This window comes from Acetobacter sp. DsW_54 (genome assembly GCF_002153575.1).
GTDB classification, from domain to species: domain Bacteria; phylum Pseudomonadota; class Alphaproteobacteria; order Acetobacterales; family Acetobacteraceae; genus Acetobacter; species Acetobacter fabarum.
Window position 1 is genome coordinate 23,174 of the sequence record NZ_JOPD01000032.1, and the last position, 17,281, is coordinate 40,454.

The 17,281-nt window shown below is 57.2% G+C and carries 13 protein-coding genes; 10 read left to right on the forward strand and 3 right to left on the reverse strand.

The window, feature by feature from the left end:
- The first annotated feature begins 16 nt into the window (after window positions 1-16).
- The 5 genes from holA to HK20_RS10980 all read left to right on the forward strand — a co-directional run bounded on the left by holA (window position 17) and on the right by HK20_RS10980 (window position 8,984).
- On the forward strand, window positions 17-1,030 hold the full coding sequence (gene holA, locus HK20_RS10960) for a DNA polymerase III subunit delta (protein WP_086647094.1): 1,014 nt from the start codon (window positions 17-19) through the stop codon (window positions 1,028-1,030).
- 769 nt (window positions 1,031-1,799) lie between these two features.
- Window positions 1,800-2,786, forward strand: coding sequence for a hypothetical protein (locus HK20_RS10965; RefSeq protein ID WP_233129190.1), 987 nt, complete (start codon window positions 1,800-1,802; stop codon window positions 2,784-2,786).
- Window positions 2,787-2,860: 74 nt separating this feature from the next.
- Window positions 2,861-5,590: an aminotransferase class I/II-fold pyridoxal phosphate-dependent enzyme gene (locus tag HK20_RS10970; RefSeq protein WP_086647096.1), complete on the forward strand. Its 2,730-nt coding sequence runs from the start codon at window positions 2,861-2,863 to the stop codon at window positions 5,588-5,590.
- A 95-nt stretch (window positions 5,591-5,685) separates the two neighbouring features.
- Entirely contained in the window at window positions 5,686-7,374 is a 1,689-nt protein-coding gene (gene aspT / locus HK20_RS10975) for an aspartate-alanine antiporter (protein WP_086647097.1), read from the forward strand.
- Between the two features lie 332 nt (window positions 7,375-7,706).
- The gene (locus HK20_RS10980) at window positions 7,707-8,984 is read left to right on the forward strand and encodes an MFS transporter (protein ID WP_086647098.1); all 1,278 of its coding nucleotides are present in this window, start codon (window positions 7,707-7,709) and stop codon (window positions 8,982-8,984) included.
- Here the strand turns inward: HK20_RS10980 and HK20_RS10985 are convergent.
- Window positions 8,981-9,643, reverse strand: coding sequence for a tetratricopeptide repeat protein (locus HK20_RS10985; RefSeq protein WP_158093063.1), 663 nt, complete (start codon window positions 9,641-9,643; stop codon window positions 8,981-8,983). The genes HK20_RS10980 and HK20_RS10985 overlap by 4 nt on opposite strands.
- A 76-nt stretch (window positions 9,644-9,719) precedes the next feature.
- A complete protein-coding gene (locus HK20_RS10990) occupies window positions 9,720-12,023 on the reverse strand; it encodes a TonB-dependent siderophore receptor (RefSeq protein ID WP_086647100.1) in 2,304 nt (767 codons plus the stop codon).
- 469 nt (window positions 12,024-12,492) lie between these two features.
- On the opposite strand from HK20_RS10990, the gene exbB reads away from it, so the two are divergent.
- The 4 genes from exbB to HK20_RS11010 all read left to right on the forward strand — a co-directional run bounded on the left by exbB (window position 12,493) and on the right by HK20_RS11010 (window position 15,251).
- The gene (gene exbB / locus HK20_RS10995) at window positions 12,493-13,233 is read left to right on the forward strand and encodes a tonB-system energizer ExbB (RefSeq protein ID WP_086647101.1); all 741 of its coding nucleotides are present in this window, start codon (window positions 12,493-12,495) and stop codon (window positions 13,231-13,233) included.
- A gap of 15 nt (window positions 13,234-13,248) precedes the next feature.
- On the forward strand, window positions 13,249-13,686 hold the full coding sequence (gene exbD, locus HK20_RS11000; RefSeq protein ID WP_086647102.1) for a TonB system transport protein ExbD: 438 nt from the start codon (window positions 13,249-13,251) through the stop codon (window positions 13,684-13,686).
- The gene (locus tag HK20_RS11005) at window positions 13,683-14,525 is read left to right on the forward strand and encodes an energy transducer TonB (RefSeq protein WP_086647103.1); all 843 of its coding nucleotides are present in this window, start codon (window positions 13,683-13,685) and stop codon (window positions 14,523-14,525) included. Before exbD ends, HK20_RS11005 begins: the two co-directional genes overlap by 4 nt.
- 117 nt (window positions 14,526-14,642) lie before the next feature.
- Window positions 14,643-15,251, forward strand: coding sequence for a superoxide dismutase (locus HK20_RS11010; protein ID WP_086647104.1), 609 nt, complete (start codon window positions 14,643-14,645; stop codon window positions 15,249-15,251).
- A 29-nt stretch (window positions 15,252-15,280) separates the two neighbouring features.
- Here the strand turns inward: HK20_RS11010 and HK20_RS11015 are convergent, their stop codons facing one another.
- Window positions 15,281-16,348 (reverse strand): nitronate monooxygenase family protein, encoded by a 1,068-nt coding sequence (locus HK20_RS11015; RefSeq protein WP_086647112.1) that lies wholly within the window; start codon window positions 16,346-16,348, stop codon window positions 15,281-15,283.
- Window positions 16,349-16,608: 260 nt separating this feature from the next.
- Between HK20_RS11015 and HK20_RS11020 the strand changes: the two genes are divergently transcribed.
- Window positions 16,609-16,980 carry an HdeA/HdeB family chaperone gene (locus HK20_RS11020; RefSeq protein ID WP_086647105.1) on the forward strand — a complete coding sequence of 124 codons (372 nt, stop codon included), beginning with the start codon at window positions 16,609-16,611 and terminating at the stop codon, window positions 16,978-16,980.
- Window positions 16,981-17,281: the final 301 nt, after the last annotated feature.

Here is a 17,281-nt window from a genome sequence, read left to right on the forward strand (position 1 = left end):
ACCGGGCGGGCTGGTCATGAAAATAGACGCCCGCGGCACTGCCCGTGTTCTCAACGACCCCGGAGCGTGGCGCGTGATCCTGCTCCATGGGGAAGATACGGGGCTGATCCGCGAACGGGCCTTACAGGCCACGCACCGGCTGGCCGGCACGCTGGACGACCCGTTCCGCATTGCCCTGCTGGACCGCGAAACCCACAACAGGCTGGAAGAGGAAGCCACGGCTCTCTCCCTTATGGGTGGCCGCCGGGTTGTGCGTGTGCGGGATGCCTCGGACGCGCTGCTCAAACCCGTAGAGCATGTTCTGGCCCAGAACACGGACACACTGGTTATACTGGAAGCTCCGGGCCTTGCCTCCCGCTCCAAGCTGCGCCAGCTCATGGAAAAACTGCCCGTATGCGCCAGCATTGGCTGCTACCCCGAAGAAGGGCGTAATCTGGAATCCTCCATTACCCAGATGCTGGGCGCCCACCACGTACAAATTGACAGCGATGCCCTGCACTGGCTGGCAGGCCGCTTGGGGGCGGACCGTGCGGCAGCCCGCAGCGAGGTGGAAAAACTGGCCCTTTACGCGGGGGACACCGGCACTCTGGCGCTGGAGGACGTGCGCGCCTGCATTGGCGATGCCGGGAGCGTATCGGTTGAAGATGCAGCCTTTGCCGCAACAGAGGGCAACCGGACAGAAACCGATACCGCGCTCGAGCGTGCACTGGCCGAAGGCACTGCCCCCATTGCCATTATCCGCGCCTTTATGGGCCACATGCACCGCCTGCGCAGGGTGCGGGCCGCCATGGCGGCGGGGCAGAGCCGGAGTGACGCGCTTAAAACCCTGCGTCCTCCCGTGTTTTTCAAGCGCACGGCCAGTTTTAGCCGTGCGCTGGAGTTCTGGTCCTTACCAGCGTTAAGCAAAGAGCTGGCAGAGCTACAGGCACTGGAGTTGGCCTGCAAGCAGACCGGGGCCCCCGACCTGCTGCTCTGCCGCCGCCACATTGCAACATTGGCAGCCCGCGCAGCGCTGTACAGCCGCCGCTAGCGCCTGCTTTTCCCCTTGTCCGCTCAGGGGGCATTCAGTATACAAAAGCGGTGTGTCCGCGTAGCTCAGTAGGATAGAGCACAGGATTCCTATTTAATTGGGCACCATAACTGGAAACATTATGGTGAATCCGCTCAAAGTCGGGGAACGCTACGGCCTGCAAGGGCCTTGCCAATCCCGAGCCAAGCCGTTCCACAGGAACGGAAGGTGTAGAGACTGGACGGGCGGTGCCTAAAGGCCTGTTGTTTACAGGTCTATGGTAAAGGGACAGTCCAGCCCACAAACGCTTCGGCAACGCAGCGGCAGTGAAAACTGTAGTGGGATGAATCCTGGGGCCGTGGGTTCGAATCCCGCCGCGGACACCAACACACACTCCCCCTTTCCCGGTCAGCCTGCATGCCCCTGTGCGTTATGCTTTGATCAACGCACGTGCCCTGCCGCATGGCCAGAGGCATACTGCGACCACCCACAAAGTAATGTTTAGTATTAAATAACAAGTTATAAAATACTAAACAAAATACATTTGAAAATATCGTCACAAAAAAGTTATTCTTCCATTCCACCTTGCCGGGTAAAAGAAATAATGCTCTAAAAAAGTCCATTATATCTTAGTCATAGAATGTTTGAGACCATCCAGCATTCTGAAAGGTGACACATGAAACGTGTAGCTGAAAGAATATTGTGTTGCTCTCTTATTTTATTCACAAGTGGCTGTTATAGTATTGGTAGCTATAAGCTCGGAAAAGATCAGGACCAGTATGCAAGTTCCATGATCGAAGCCAGTAAACGGCAGACACTCTCCAACCTTGTGCGCCTGCGTTATGCAGATACACCCGGATTTTTGGACACAACACAGCTTATTTCAGGCTACCAGTTGCAGCGCAGTGGTTTTCTTGGTGTTGCATCAGACACTTTTCCCATTCGCCCCAATGGGGGCATAGCCGCACAGTTGCAGGAAAGCCCGACCTTTACCTTTCAGCCCGTAACGGGTGATGCCTACGCCCATAATTTTTTACGCCCGCTGCCCCCCGCCAGCCTTTTGCCGCTGGCCATGGGCGGGTTGCCTATAGATGTCCTGTTGCGGCTTTCCGTGCAGTCCATTGATCTTTTCAGTAATAACCGTCCATTTTCACGCAATGCGGGGGATATTGATGCCGAGGTTGATGCCCATAGTGCAGATTTTTTCAGCCTTCTGCATGACCTGCGTCTTCTACAGGCAGCGGGCCTGCTGAACATTCAGCTCCAGCAGGCATCTGGCACAAATGGTAAAGAAATTGAAAACAGCCGTGTTTTCATGAGTATTTCATCAACAACAGACCCAAACCTTACAGCCATTGCGGAAAAAACCAAAAAACAGCTTAACTTTTCGCCTAAATATGAGCGGATGGAAGTTGTATATGGTGTCGGCGCCCCCAGTCCGGGGCAGATCAAAATGCTGACCAGAAGCATGCTGAGTATTCTTGGCCAGATTGCCTACCAGATTCAAATCCCTGATGATGAGGTTTCCTCCGGTAATACCCGCAAATCCGTTGATGTGGCGGGCAATAATGGGGCCAAACCCCTGATGAATGTACATTCGGGGCACAAGCAGCCTGATAACGCGTTTGTATCCATTCTGTACGACCATTATTATTACTGGATTGATCGCGGGGATTTTGAAAGCAAACTGGCGTTTACAATTACCCAGATGCTTCTGGAACTGTCCAAAACAACCCTGAACCCCGGAGCCGTGGTGACCATTCCTGTCAACAAATGACAGGACACCCTGCCCCACCCCCCACAAAATAAATCCATTTTTCTTCAGTTTTTTACAAAACAGGAAAAATCTGCATGACCTCCAGCACTCCTTGCGATCAGCCTGTGCGTTCGCTTATCAGCACCACACTGGCAACTCCTGCCCTGCGCGCGGACCGGTGGCTTCTGGTCCTTGATCTGGCCCGCAAATGGTCCACGACCAATGCAGCAGATATTAAAAAAAGTCTTTCCAGTTCATTGGAAAAACTGGATGAGGTTGAACGGTTTTTTGCCTATCCGGGCGCACAACTGCTTGAGCGGCTGAAAAGCTGCCTCAGTGATGACGACAACAAAGCCTTCCTGCGCCTTGCCCAGCGCATTTCCACCACCATTGTCTCGCGCAAATACCACCGCGATGCCTCTGCGTGGAACATGGATGACCATGATGATGAACCCCTTAACCGCCTGCCGCAGGCCATAACGCACCTGAAAAGCACACCTTATTTTGAGGTCCTGAGCGTGGTGCCCCATGCCCGCTCGCGCTGGCCGCTTATTCAGGAAGAAGCGCGTGGTGTGCGCCGTGCGGAAGACGACTTTATTTACCAGCCGGTTATTGTGGGCAACGCACAGGACGCCCTGACAGGGATCCTGCTGAACCCCGATATTGGGGCCGTAGTCCTTTACGAAGGGTTTACCGCGCAAAGCCTGACCGAAAACCCGCTTCTGGCGGCTTTTCAGAGTGTGATCGACTTCTCGACCATTGGGGATGACGAAACACTGGTGTTGCAGCTTGCGCAGGCCATTAAAAAAATCCGTCCGGAAATGGACATCTACCTGCTGAGCGACAGAAATATCGAAACACTGGCAGGCAAGCCCGAGAGCCGGTTTTTCAACCGTATTTTCTACCAGATGGAAGAACCTCTGGAACTGCACCTGTCCATTCTGGAAGGCATACGCAACCGGTATAAAACGCCGTTTTTTGACAACCTCAAACGCTATGCCCAGCGCCCCATTGCCACCTTCCATGCCCTGCCCATAGCCCGCGGCAAGTCGGTCTTTACGTCCAACTGGATCAGCGACATGGGCGAGTTTTACGGCCCCAACCTGTTTTTGGCCGAAAGCTCCGCCACCACCGGCGGGCTGGACAGCCTGCTGGAGCCGACAGGTAATATCAAGGATGCGCAGGCCATGGCGGCGCAGGCTTTTGGGGCCGACCACGCCTTTTTTGTAACCAACGGCACGTCCACCAGCAACAAGATGGTGCTTCAGGCCCTGCTGGCACCGGGCGACATTGTTATTCTGGACCGCAACTGCCACAAATCCCACCATTACGGGTGCGTGCTGGCAGGCGCACAGCCTTATTATGTGGAGGCCTTCCCGCTGGTGGAATACTCCATGTATGGGGGTGTGCCGCTGCGCACGATCAAGCAGGCCCTGCTGGCCCTTAAAGCGCATGGTGATCTGGCCCGCGTAAAAATGGTGGACCTGACCAACTGCACGTTTGACGGCCATGTGTACGACACCCGCCGGGTTATGGAAGAATGCCTTGCCATTAAACCCGACCTGATCTTTTTGTGGGACGAGGCCTGGTTTGGCTTTGCCCACTGGTCACCCCTGCTGCGCCAGCGCACGGCCATGGGCGCCGCTGCGGCCCTGACCGAATCCCTCACCCGGCCAGAGGCCCAGCAGGCATGGGACAAACAGGCCAGCACACTGGGCAACGCCCCTGATGATGAAACCCTGCTGAACACACGCCTTGTGCCCGACCCGCGTGCGGTGCGGCTGCGGGTGTACCAGACCAACTCGGTGCATAAATCCATGTCCGCGTTGCGGCAGGGCTCCATTGTGCTGGTCAAGGATGTGGACTTCGAACATGTGGAGTCCCAGTTCCATGAGGCCGTGTTTACGCACGCCTCCACCAGCCCCAACCTCCAGATTATTGCATCACTGGATGTTGCGCGCCGCCAGATGCAGCTTGAAGGTTACGGGCTGGTCAGCAACGCCTTGCAGATCGCGCTGGAAATTCGCAAACAGGTCAACAGTCACAAGCTGATTTCCAAATACTTCCGGGTGCTCAACAGTGCGGAAATGATCCCCGGAGCGTTCCGCCAGTCCGGGCTGACGGATTACAATGACCCCAGCATAAGCTGGGACAAGGCTCTACAGTCCATCAAGACCGATGAGTTCCTGCTTGACCCCACACGCATGACCCTGTCTTGCGGGGCGGCGGGCTTTGACGGCACGACATTCAAGAACATTCTGGCCGACAAGTTCAATATCCAGCTCAACAAAACGTCACGCAACAGCGTTCTGCTTCAGTCCAACATCAACAACACCCGCTCCGACATTGCCCTGCTGATCCGGGTTCTGGTGGACATTGCCACCGACATTGACAAGAAAATTGCCGATAACGACGAAGGGTATCAGAAAACGTTTGAAAACAGGGTGCACGCGCTGGTGGATGACCTGCCCGAGCTGCCCAACTTCAGTCATTTTGATGACCGCTACCGCGACCAGCCCAAAGCCCCCACCCTGCACGGGGACATCCGCCGCGCGTTCTATGATGCGTATAATGAAGCCGAGTGCGAATACATACCGCTCGACAGCCCAGAAATTGCCAAACGCCTGCAATCTGGTCCGGCTCTTGTTTCCGCCAACTTTGTTATTCCCTACCCTCCGGGTTTTCCCATCATGGTGCCGGGGCAGGTTATTACGCAGGGCATTGTGGATTTCATGCGCAAGCTGGATGTGAAGGAAATCCACGGCTTTAACAAAGCTCTGGGCCTCAAGCTGCTCAAGCGTGTTCCCGGCAAAAACAAAGGCTGATCCCCCTAACCTGCCCGCTCCCGCACCTTACGTGCGGGAGCATGGTTTTTTGCACAGGCTCTGCAAGGCGCACTTGCGGGTAAAGGAGCTTACACATGACAGTGCACTGGATTGCAGAGACGCTACGCGCCTCTCCGGAGCTCGCAATCTTTCTGACACTGGCGATCGGCTTCTGGGTCGGGTCGCTCAAGTTCGGCAGTTTCAGCCTTGGGGCCGTTACGGGCACGCTGCTGGCCGGGGTGCTGGTCGGGCAGTTGGGCATTGCCATTTCGCCTCAGGTTAAGTCCGTCTTTTTTATCATGTTCCTGTTTGCCGTAGGCTTTGGCGTTGGCCCGCAATTTGTGCGCGGCATTGCCAATGACGGTTTGCCACAGGCTATTTTTGCCATCATCATTTCCGCCCTGTGTCTGGTGTGTGTGTATGTGGCGGCTATTGTCTCGGGCTATGGGCCGGGTATGGCGGAAGGGCTTTTGGCCGGTTCGCAAACCATTTCCGCCTCCATTGGTCTGGCGACCGATGCCATAAACCGCAGCGGGCTACCAACAGAGCAGATTCAGGCTGAACTGAACGCCATACCCGTTGCCTACGCGGTCACCTACCTGTTTGGCACGGTGGGCACGGGCTGGATGCTGGCATTTCTGGGGCCCAAGCTCCTGCGCATCAATCTGGCGCAGGAGTGTGAGCGCTATGAGCGCGAGATGAACATCCGCCCCGTAAACGAGAATGCCGATACCGCATGGCACAACTATATTATTCGTGCTTACAGGCTAAAAACCACCGGCCTGATTGCCGGCAAAACCGTAGCGGAAGCAGAACAAGCGCAGGATACACGCATTTTTCTTGAAAACCTGCGCCGGGACGGAAGGATTATTCCCTTCACGCCCACAACCCTGCTGCGTGAGGGCGATATTGTTGCCGTATCCGGCCCGCATGATGCACTGGTTTACTGGTCCAACCATGCCGAAGAAGTGGCTGACCAGGAACTGATTGAAATACCGGTGGAAACGGTGGATGTGGTGGTTACCAGCAAGCAGCTTGGCGGCCAGCGCCTTGTTGACCTGTCCACCGCCCCGTATGCGCGTGGCATTTACATTAACGCCATCCGCCGTGGCTCCATGAATGTGGAAATACCCGTTCTCTCCCAGACGGCCATCAACCGTGGGGATATTATCAACATTACCGGCAGCCGCAGGCACGTGGCCGACGTGATCGCGAATGTGGGTTATGCCGACCGCCCAACCAATGCCACCAGCATGGTACTGGTAGGGGGCGGTATTTTTGTAGGGGGGCTTCTGGGCTCGCTTGTGCTGCCTGTTGGCGGCGTGCCCATTACCCTGTCCTCCTCCGGTGGGGCGCTGATCGCGGGGCTGGTGCTGGGCTGGCTGCGTGGTGTTACCCCAAAGCTGGGGAACGTGCCTTCAGCCTCCGTATGGTTCATGAACACGGTGGGCCTGAACATCTTTATTGCGGTTGTAGGCATTTCCGCCGGTCCAACCTTTATCAAGGGGTTGCAGGAGGCCGGGGTTAGCGTGTTTTTCTGGGGTGTGTTTGCCAGCGCCATGCCCATGCTGCTTGCCCCGCTTATTGGCAAATACATCTTCCGCTTTGACCCCGCGATCAATCTGGGGTGCTGTGGGGGCGCGCGCACCAGCACCGCCTCGGTTGCAATGGTGGCCGACGTGGCCAAAAGCAACGTGCCCATGCTGGGCTACACAGTACCTTACGCGGTCAGCAACACCTTGCTGACCATGTGGGGACTGGTCATAGTACTCCTGCTTGCCTGAGCATATTACCCCCATACCGCGCCGCACATAATACGGCGCGGCACAGGCGGGCGCGCTTTGTACGCGCCAATCTTTTTGTGTCTGGCTGGCCCATACTGGCCCCCATACGGGCAGAGCACCCCCTTACCGGCCAGACACCTCCCCCCGATAAAACAAAGCTGCCGCAAGCACGCAGCCCTTGCGCGCGCACCTGCCCGTGCATCGCCCGAAGTTGAGTTGCCCCCGCCGGGCCGATGGGGGCAGCGTGCCTTACCTTGTAAAAGCCCGGGAAATCCTTTTTATAAGTGCGCCACAAAATACTTAATTTAAATATGAATTAACGGAATAATCGCATGCCCTCGGCCCCGCAACCGGTTCCTTCCCCCACGCACAAACCCGCCATAACCAACCAGAACGCCTATGTTGTCGCGTGGTTTTTGTGCCTGGTATTTTACTGGTTGCAGTATTCCACCCGCTCCGCCCCCAGCGTGATGGTGGGCGAGCTTGTGTCCGCCTTTGGGCTGACAACCGTCGGGCTGGGCTCCCTGCTGGGACTTTACTATTACACCTATTCCCTGTGCTCCATTGTCTCGGGTGCCGCGGTGGACAGATGGGGAGCCAAATACACCATTTCCTTTGGGGCACTGGTGCTGGCAACGGGCACATGCCTGTTTGGCTGGGGCAATGAGTGGATGGCAGGTCTGGGCCGGCTGATGCAGGGTGCGGGCTCGGCCTTTGCGTTTGTCGGGGCCGTGTACCTTGCCGCGCGTGGCTTTTCCAAACAGCATCTGGCAACTGCCGTGGGGGTTACCCAATGCGCGGGCATGATGGGAGGTGCCATGGGCCAGTCTACCGTGGCATGGCTGATCCATGGTGTGCTCAACTGGCATTTTTTCTGGATTGATACAGGCGGGCTGATCGCCCTTGTGGCCGTGTTCATTTTTTTCCTGACCCCGGGCGAGCGCAAGAGCGCCACCGCAGCGCACCGCCCGGCAGGGTCCATGTTCGCGCCTTACAGGAGCGTGCTCTCCAACCCGCAATCCTATTTGTGCGGGTTGTGTTCTGGCCTGCTGTTTTTGCCAACAACCGTTGGCAGCATGACATGGGGCATAACCTTTTTAACCCAGAGTTGGCACATTGGGTACCATGAGGCCGTGATGCGTGCCGCCATGGTGCCGGTTGGCTGGATGGTGGGCTGCCCAGCCCTTGGCTACCTGACCGACCACATAGGCCGCCGCAAACCCGTGCTGCTGGGTGGCATTGTGGTTATGGCGCTGACAGTTGCTGCCATTATTTACCTACCGGGCAACACATTCCCCCCTTATGTACTGGCCTTTATGCTGGGTGTGTCCTCCGGTGCCGCCATGATCCCCTATTCCATTATCAAAGAGGTCAACGCCGACGAGGTAAAAGGCAGTGCAACCGGAGCCATTAATTTTCTGGTGTTTGTCATGAGCGCCATTGCCTCCCCCCTGTTTGCCGCCTTTTTGCAACATCTGGGCCACGGGCAGGCTTTGACTGGCGTACAGTTTTCGCAGGCGTTCAGCTTTGGGCTGGCGGGTATTGTGCTGGCAGGGGTGCTGACCTTTTTCCTGCATGAAACGGGGCCACGCCGCCGCACCAGCCGCTAGGGCTGCCTGCGCAGGCGCTGGTTGGTGCGCTCCATCAGGTCCGCTCCGTAGGGGGCGGGCATGAAGGGCAGAAGTTTCTGCATGGCCATAAAACACGCATCAAACCCGGTTTCGAGCGTTTGGCAAAAAAACGCCTGTGCGGCTGGAATATCGCCTGCCTGCAAGGCCAGCCGGGCCATGTTCAGCGCCCCCCAGCAATCCCCCGCCTCTGCCGCCGCCATGTAATACTGGCGGGCTACGGCTATGCTGGGCGGGTTATTATCCTCATGCAAAAGTCCAATCATGTTCAGGGCTTTTGCAACACCGGCCTGCGCTGCCCTCACGTAAAGGGCATAAGCCCGCTCCACGTCACGCGGCAGGCCATGCCCTGCCATGTACAGATCCGCCATATTAAAAAACGCCCAGCCGTAATTCTGCTGTGCGGCCATTTCAAAATACTGCATGGCCAAAAGCGGATTGGGGGTTACCCCCCAGCCCCGCTCATAGGCGCGGCCAAGCATGTTCAGGGCCGGGGCAAAGCCACTTCTGGCAGCAACTTCAATCATGCTGAAGGCCGCCTGCATCTGCCCACGGTCCAGATAAATCTGTGCCAGCACAAGCTGCCCCATAGCGGGGGAGGACGGAGTTCCCCCACCCGCGGGCCTTATGGTGGCCGGCACCAGGGGCCTGCCGGGGGTATTCACCCCAGCATGTGGCACACCCCCAGCACCCTGACCTGCACGTTCTGGCATAGGGTTAGAACGTAACACCAACGTTGCCAATAAAGGTGCGCCCGGCAGCCGGCACGGCCCGACTACCCGAGAAGGACGACGCGTAGTTCAGATGATTGGTAATGTTGTTGGCATTGAACGAAACACGATAATGCCTGTATTCCCATGACAACATCCCGTTAAAATTGAAGTTGTGCGGCATGCGTGCGGTGTTGGTCGTATCCGGGCCAGCCCAGTAACCTGATGCATACTGCACCCCGCCCCCAACCTTGAGGTCACCCCAGTTCGGATTAAGGAGTGCGCGGGACAGGTCGTACGAACTCCAGACCGACATGGTGTTATGCGGCACCTGCGGCGCGGTTTTGCCATTGGAAGTTGCGCTGTGGGTCACCTTGCCATCCATATAGGAGTAGGATGCAAAAACCTGCCAGTCGTCGGTAATTTTTCCGGTTGCGCTCAGTTCAACACCACGGATACGGCGGCCACTCCCGGCATCCCCGAAGCCGGTCGTCAGGTCCCCATTGACGTCGGTGTACTGGGAGTTGTTTTCACTGATCTGGAAAAAGGCCAGTGTTGTACCGAGCTTTTTGTTCAGGAAATCTGCCTTGCTGCCAAACTCGAACAGGTCACTCCGCTGGGGGGAAAGATCAACCCCCTTTTGCGCCACGTCATGCGTGGTGGCCCTGAGCGTGACCTGAGAGGACACATCCGTGCCAACCGGCTTATACGAGCGGGCAAATGTGAAGTAGAATGAAGCAATTTTGAAAGGTGAATACACAATACTGCCCGATGGGCTCCAGCGGTCGGACTTCTGCTCCGCACGGCCATTCGCCTGTGTGGCGCGGGAATAGTACGTGCTGGCAAAGGAATCCCACCGCCCGGTGCCAAACAGGGCAAGCTGTTTGGTCAACTGGATTTTATCGGCAATAAACAGGCCAAGATCACGCGCATTGGCGTTGCCATACCCAGCATCGGGGAAGCGGAGCGTTGTGCCGCTGGCCTGATATTGCGGGTTGCGAATGCTCTGGTCGTTGCTGCGGTTGGCATAGCTGCCCGGCCAGCGTGAATCGCTTGTATAGTTTATATCCACCCCGGCTTTAAGGTCATGTTTGACAAAACCGGTGTTAAAGCGTGCCCGCCCCATAAACACGTTCTGCACCCCCCAGCCCTGCTGGCGGTAAGCGGCACCGCCACCCGCACCATAAGGCAGGGTCGGGTTACCACCATTAAGGAATGCCGTTGCACACGCCCCACTACAGGCGGCGGGGGTGGTGGCGGCATAGTCACGCTCGTACAGACTAAGCCGCGTATCGTTGCTGATGGTCAGCCAACTGTTGACCTCGGATTTCAGCACCGAAGTAATGGTATGAATATTGGACTGGTCGCGGTCAAAACTGCGGGTGTAGCTGGTATTGCGCGGCAGGCCGTATTGGGTAATCGGGCGGTAAATGCCGTTTACCTGCAACATGCTAACCCCGTAATCCGGGTTGCTGTCACTCCCCAGCCACTGCCATGTCAGATGCCACGAGGTTTTACTGCGCAGGCCAACACCAAAATCCACCGCTGCACCATAGCGGTTGGCGCTGACGTTATTCCGGTCCACAATATCCTGCCGGTTGAACATGCCGTTCACCCGAATGGCCATGTCATTATTGATCTGGTAGTTGATGTCCCCTTCCCCGCGGAAGAGGGGGCCGCTACCAAAAGACTGGTCATAGCTAAAGGACTTGCCCAGATGGGCGTGCTTCTGGGTCTGGTTGATCACCCCGCCCACATTGCCCGCACCAAAATACTCACCCGACGGCCCTTTGATGACCTCTACACTCTCGGTATTGAACATATCGCGCGTGTAGGTGCCAAAATCGCGCAGGCCATCGGTGTACATATCACCCCGCGCCTGCAAACCCCGGATGCGGAACTGGTCACCGTTAAGCCCGCCTGCGCCCTCACCGGTAGACATGGTAATGCCCGGCACGTTGCTAAGGGCCTGGTCCAGTGTAAAAGCACGCTGCTGCTTGATCAGCTCCTGAGGGACAACACTGATCGTTTGCGGCGTATCCCGCACACTATCTGGCATTCTGGAAATATTGAGTATCTGGCTGTTGGTATTGCCAGACTGGTATCCGTTCTGGTCATCCTGCGTGGCGTGGCCACCAACGCGCACGGCTGGCAGTTTGATGGCATGATCAGACGAGGATGGCTCCGCCCCACCTGGCAGGTCCTGTGCCTCGGCCTCCCCTGCGGCAAAACCAAACCCCACCGAAACACCAATGGCCATGGCGGTGCGCAATGTTTTGCCCTGTGCTGGAGGCCGCTGTGAGTAACCCATGCACTATACTCCCCGTTCCGCCCTTGGGATGAGGCGGAACGCTTTCAGAATCTGATTGAAACACACCGCCACATAATTTTAATCAGGTCTGATATGCAAATGATTATCAATAACGATAATTGCCTTGATATGATGATTGTGTTAAATTTACCACAACCAATGCATACCAATCCGGTGCTGTTTTTTTGGTTCCCCCTTACATAATCAGGATAAATGCAAAACGCCATTTTTTGGACCAGACGGCCTAATTCTGGATTTTTCCAGTTTGATAAAGATTCTCACTTGCAATTAAAATCGCGTTTAGGCATTGCTCAGGCACCGCGCGAGGCCTCATCCGCTCAGGGGTGAGCTGCGCAAAAACCATAGTCCCGGTACGCTCGGGGACAGAAAAAACGCCATAACTACAGAAAATAAAAGGCGTTTTCCCCTTACTGCCAATATCTGGATTGTTACTGAACAGGTAGGAACCATGCCCTCTGCCCCGCAACTTTCGCAGAATTTTTCCCCGTGGGAGATGTTCCTTGGCGCAGGCCCCATTGTGCAGGGCGTTATGGTCATTCTGATACTGGCCAGCCTACTCAGCTGGACAGTACTGCTCGCCAAATCCATCGAACTCATCCGCACGAAAAAAGGCCTGACACAGGCTGAAACCATTCTGGAAGAAGCCGACACGCTGGACGGGGCCGAAGCCCATACGCGCGACTGCCGCATTGCCCACACGCTGGTTATGGCAGCCGAAACAGAGCGTGCCCGCTCGCAGGATATTCCTGACGATACGGAAGGGCTGAAAGAACGCATTGTTCTGCACCTTGAACGGCTGGAAGCGGCAGAAAGCCGCCGCCTGCTGCGTGGCACCGGCCTGCTGGCCACCATAGGGGCAACTTCCCCTTTTGTGGGGCTGTTTGGCACGGTCTGGGGGATCATGACATCCTTTACCGGCATTGCCGCCAGCAAGGCTACCAGTCTGGCTGTGGTAGCACCCGGCATTGCAGAAGCCCTGCTGGCAACGGCTCTGGGGCTGGTTGCGGCCATTCCCGCCGTTGTTATTTACAACCATCTGGCCCGCCAGTCGGCCGCATGCCGGGCTCAGGTGGGGGATATTGCCTCCCTTGTCATGCGTCTGGTCTCGCGCGATCTGGGGCGGATGCAAAGCCTGCTGGACAAGGGCCGCGTGGTGCGCTTTGGCAGCCGCGCGACCGGCGCAGAGTAAAAGGGAGCCACAGCCATGGCCATCCGCCTGCGCCATACAGATGACACTCTCCATGAGGCGCACGAAATTAACGTCACCCCGTTTATTGATGTCATGCTTGTTCTGCTGATCATTTTTATGGTCACGGCCCCGCTGACAACCGTAAACGTACCCGTGGACCTGCCATCGTCCACACAGCAGCCCGCCCCCCGGCCAGACAACCCTGTGTTTGTCACCATAAAAGCCGACCAGACTCTGGCTGTAGGGGAGAACAGCGTTGCTCAGAATGACCTGCCCACCGCCCTGAATACCGCAGCAAACGGGAATAAGGACGAGCGGATTTTTTTGCGCGCTGACAAAACCGTGGATTACGCAACCCTTATGAGCGTCATGGACAAGCTGCGCACGGCCGGGTTCCTCAAGGTGGCTCTGGTCAACCTGCAAGGGCAGGAAGAAGGCGCACAGGTTCCATGAGCGCCTCGGCTTCCCCCCTCCCATTCTCTTTCCACCACTGGAAGGCCGAGCGACTACGCAGGGAGCAGCGCCGTGAGGCACGGTTATGGGGGTTTTCCCTTCTAGGGGTCAGCACCATTGGCGGGGGTGTTCTTGGCTGGTTCCTGCTGCTGCCAGCACCCACCGCTCCTATGCAGGATGCGGCTCCCCCCGCTATTGCCATGGACCTGGCACCCAGCCCGCTCTCCATTCCCGCCCCCCCGACAGATGCACCACCGGGGCCGCAGCAGACCCTCTCCCAGCCCGATCCGGCACCCGAGCTGCCGCCGGAAGTTTCCGCCCCGCCAGCACCGGCCCCCAACCCGCCGGTGCCCGTGCCGATGCCGGAAAAACTCCACAAGATTGTTAAAAAGCACACACCTGCACCACGCCTGCCCACACCCGCCCCAGACCTGCGCAAAACAGCGGAACAAACCACCGCCCCGCCAGCCTTTGCTGCGGCCCCGGCCAGTACGCAGGCAGCCCCCCCGCCCGGGCTGGCCTCTGCCCAGAACACGCACGAGCCTGCCACATGGCAGGGCCTGCTACTGGGCCGGCTGGAAAAATACAAACGCTACCCCGCGCAGGCACAGGCCAACGCTCAACAGGGCACAGCACTGCTGACTTTTACAATGGACCGCAAAGGCCGCGTGCTGTCCGCCAGACTGGCTGGCAGTTCCGGCCATGCCCTGCTGGATGCGGAAACACTGGCCCTTGTCCACAGGGCAGAACCCCTGCCCAGCCCGCCAGAGAGTGTACAGGGCGAGCGGATTACCCTGACCGTTCCCGTAGAGTTTGACCTCAAACAGAATAGTGACTGAAACCAGCCGCCGGGGCGGGAGTTACCAGACAGGAGCAGCTTTGCGCCACACAGGGCGCAAACGCCACGCCGCCCACATGGCAGCGCACCCAAAACGCGACATAAAAGGAAAACCGTTATGGCTTTTGAACTGCCAGCTCTTCCCTTTTCCTATAACGCCCTTGCTGGCAAAGGCATGTGCCAGGAAACTCTGGAACTGCACCACGACAAGCACCACCAGGCCTATGTTACGGCGCTCAATGGCTTTGTGGACAGCAAACCGGAGCTACAGGGCAAATCACTTGAGGAGATTATTCTAGCCGCCAAAGGCAAGGCCGATCTGGCTCCGGTCTTTAACAACGCAGGGCAGCACTGGAACCATATCCTGTTCTGGAACAATCTCTCCCCCAACGGTGGTGCCATTCCCGGCGCGCTGGAAGCAAAAATAAAGCAGGATCTGGGGAGTATCGAAGCATTTAAGGAAGACTTCAAAAAAGCCGCCATCTCGCAGTTCGGGTCAGGCTGGGCATGGCTGGTGCTGACCCCGTCGGGCAAGCTGGCCGTAACCAAAACCGCCAATGGCTCCAACCCGCTGGCCGAAGGGCAGGGGCAGGCCCTGCTGGGGCTGGATGTGTGGGAACACGCGTATTATCTGGATTTCCGCAACCGCCGCCCGGATTACATTACCAACTACCTCGACAAACTGGCCAATTATGAGTTTGCCGAAGCCCAGCTAAAAGCGGCCTGAACCTTCACCTTCCTCTGGCGCAGGCTCACTCACCCACACGGCGTGCGGGCCTGCTCCAGTTCGGCCTTTAGGGTGCTGACCAGCTGGGCGGCGGGCATAGCTCTGGCCAATGGTGCGCCCTGCCCTGCCCAGTGCGCGCCAAACCCTGCTTCCCCCCCAGCTCTGGCTACGGTGTTCAGGGCTTTGGCGGCAGCGTAGGCAATGGGGTAAGCAGGTGGCAGAGGAGCATTTTCCTGCTCAAGCCAGGCGCTCAGGCGGTTAGCCAGCCCACGCGCAGGTCTGCCGGAAATACCCGTGATCAAGCGGGTGTGGTATGCGGCTGGCCCCAGCAGCGCCTGCCGGTAAGCTTGGTCCGCGGCAGATTCGGGGCAAGCCACAAACGCCGTACCCATCTGGGCCGCCACGGCCCCCAGTGCCAGCACTGCGGCCACACCTGCGCCATCCATAACGCCACCAGCGGCCACCACAGGGCAACACCCCTGACGGGCTAGAATACGCGTTAAGGCAAATACTCCCAGAGCATCATCCGGCGCTTCGGCATCAAACACCCCTCTGTGGCCGCCTGCTTCCACACCTTGGGCAATTACGGCATCCATACCCGCCTTTTCGGCCAAGCGGGCTTCCGCCAGACTGGTCACGCTGGCCAGCAGAATGGCGCCAGTGCTGCGCAAAGCCTGCACTTTGGCTGGAGTCGGCAGACCAAAATGAAAACTGATGACCGGCGGCCTGAGCGCCAGCAACATGGCCAGCATATCCGGGTCATCTTCAAAACTGGTATAGGGTGCAGCCAATGCCGCAGGCGCGGGGGCCCCGTACTGTGCAAACAAAGGGCGGAGCCAATCCAGCCAAACGGCCTCCCGCTGCGGGTCGGGCTGTGGCGTGGCATGCACAAACAGGTTGACGTTAAAAGGCCGCTCGGTCCGTGCGCGCACCTGTTCAATCATGCCTCGTGCGCCAGCTGCATCCGTTGCGCCAAGCCCAATGGCCCCCAACGCCCCGGCATTGCTGACTGCGGCCGCCAGAGCTGGTGTGGAAACACCGGCCATAGGTGCCTGTAACACCGGAACACTCAGGCCAAGCTGGTCGATAAAAGACATATCTGCCCTCCTTTTGCCGCGCGCCGGGCCACTCCGGCTTATCCTGCGTAACCGCACCATAAGCACGGTCCAACAATCATCAGAAAAAAATCGATAGAATAATTACCTATGTATAAAATGTATGAGCTTTCTTTCTAAAGCAGAAAAAACCCTGACCTGACCCGGCTCTGCATTATGAACATAGAGATTTTTTAACATAAATATGCCATAGGGCACACTGCAAAGCCCAACAGGCATATTAGCACCAGAAGGAAAGAGCCATGATGCTACGGAATAACACCGTAAAAACCGTTTTTCTTTTAAGCCTCGCGCTATTTGTCTCGCATCCGGCAAAAGCTGAAACCAGTATTATCGGGCTTGGCAATTTTTCTTGTGAAAAATATCTGAAGCTTCTGGATATCAACCCCCGCTCGGACGAAAAGTTCATGGCCTGGGCGCAGGGTTATATTAGCGGGCTGAGCAACGATCTCTCTCAAAGCAACCCCAATTCCAATCCGAACGACTTTGTCAGCAACATGACTTACGGATCCGAGAAAATAAAACAGTCCTGTATCGAAAACCCGGAATCCAAGTTCTACACGGCCGTGGAAAGCGCCTTCCACGACATTGAAAAACATCAGGGCGCGGAATAATCACCGCGGGTGGTCCTTTTCCCCACCCCGGCCGGCGCTGCGTTACTGACCTGCGGCTACCACGCGCAGCGCTTTTCAACCTGACTCACACCCAGGGTACATCCCCCGTGAATAACCCTGTGGATAATGTGTATAAACCAAAACGGGAACGACTCCGCATATTCCTATAAATGGCGGAAATCCGGTCCCATATCCCTTTTTCCACAAGCTTGTAGCCTGAGTGGCACAATCCCCCGGTCTATGGCCTGCCCCCCCGTCTAGATTTTTTCTGGTGCCTAGCTGAGGAGGCTGGGATGATTCC

Bases quoted from the DNA above. Each gene is read 5' to 3' on its own strand.
- holA (WP_086647094.1), top strand. From the start codon at position 17: ATGAAAATAGACGCCCGCGGCACTGCCCGTGTTCTCAACGACCCCGGA.
- HK20_RS10965 (WP_233129190.1), top strand. From the start codon at position 1,800: ATGATCGAAGCCAGTAAACGGCAGACACTCTCCAACCTTGTGCGCCTG.
- HK20_RS10970 (WP_086647096.1), top strand. From the start codon at position 2,861: ATGACCTCCAGCACTCCTTGCGATCAGCCTGTGCGTTCGCTTATCAGC.
- aspT (WP_086647097.1), top strand. From the start codon at position 5,686: ATGACAGTGCACTGGATTGCAGAGACGCTACGCGCCTCTCCGGAGCTC.
- HK20_RS10980 (WP_086647098.1), top strand. From the start codon at position 7,707: ATGCCCTCGGCCCCGCAACCGGTTCCTTCCCCCACGCACAAACCCGCC.
- HK20_RS10990 (WP_086647100.1), bottom strand. From the start codon at position 12,023: ATGGGTTACTCACAGCGGCCTCCAGCACAGGGCAAAACATTGCGCACC.
- exbB (WP_086647101.1), top strand. From the start codon at position 12,493: ATGCCCTCTGCCCCGCAACTTTCGCAGAATTTTTCCCCGTGGGAGATG.
- exbD (WP_086647102.1), top strand. From the start codon at position 13,249: ATGGCCATCCGCCTGCGCCATACAGATGACACTCTCCATGAGGCGCAC.
- HK20_RS11005 (WP_086647103.1), top strand. From the start codon at position 13,683: ATGAGCGCCTCGGCTTCCCCCCTCCCATTCTCTTTCCACCACTGGAAG.
- HK20_RS11010 (WP_086647104.1), top strand. From the start codon at position 14,643: ATGGCTTTTGAACTGCCAGCTCTTCCCTTTTCCTATAACGCCCTTGCT.
- HK20_RS11015 (WP_086647112.1), bottom strand. From the start codon at position 16,348: ATGTCTTTTATCGACCAGCTTGGCCTGAGTGTTCCGGTGTTACAGGCA.
- HK20_RS11020 (WP_086647105.1), top strand. From the start codon at position 16,609: ATGATGCTACGGAATAACACCGTAAAAACCGTTTTTCTTTTAAGCCTC.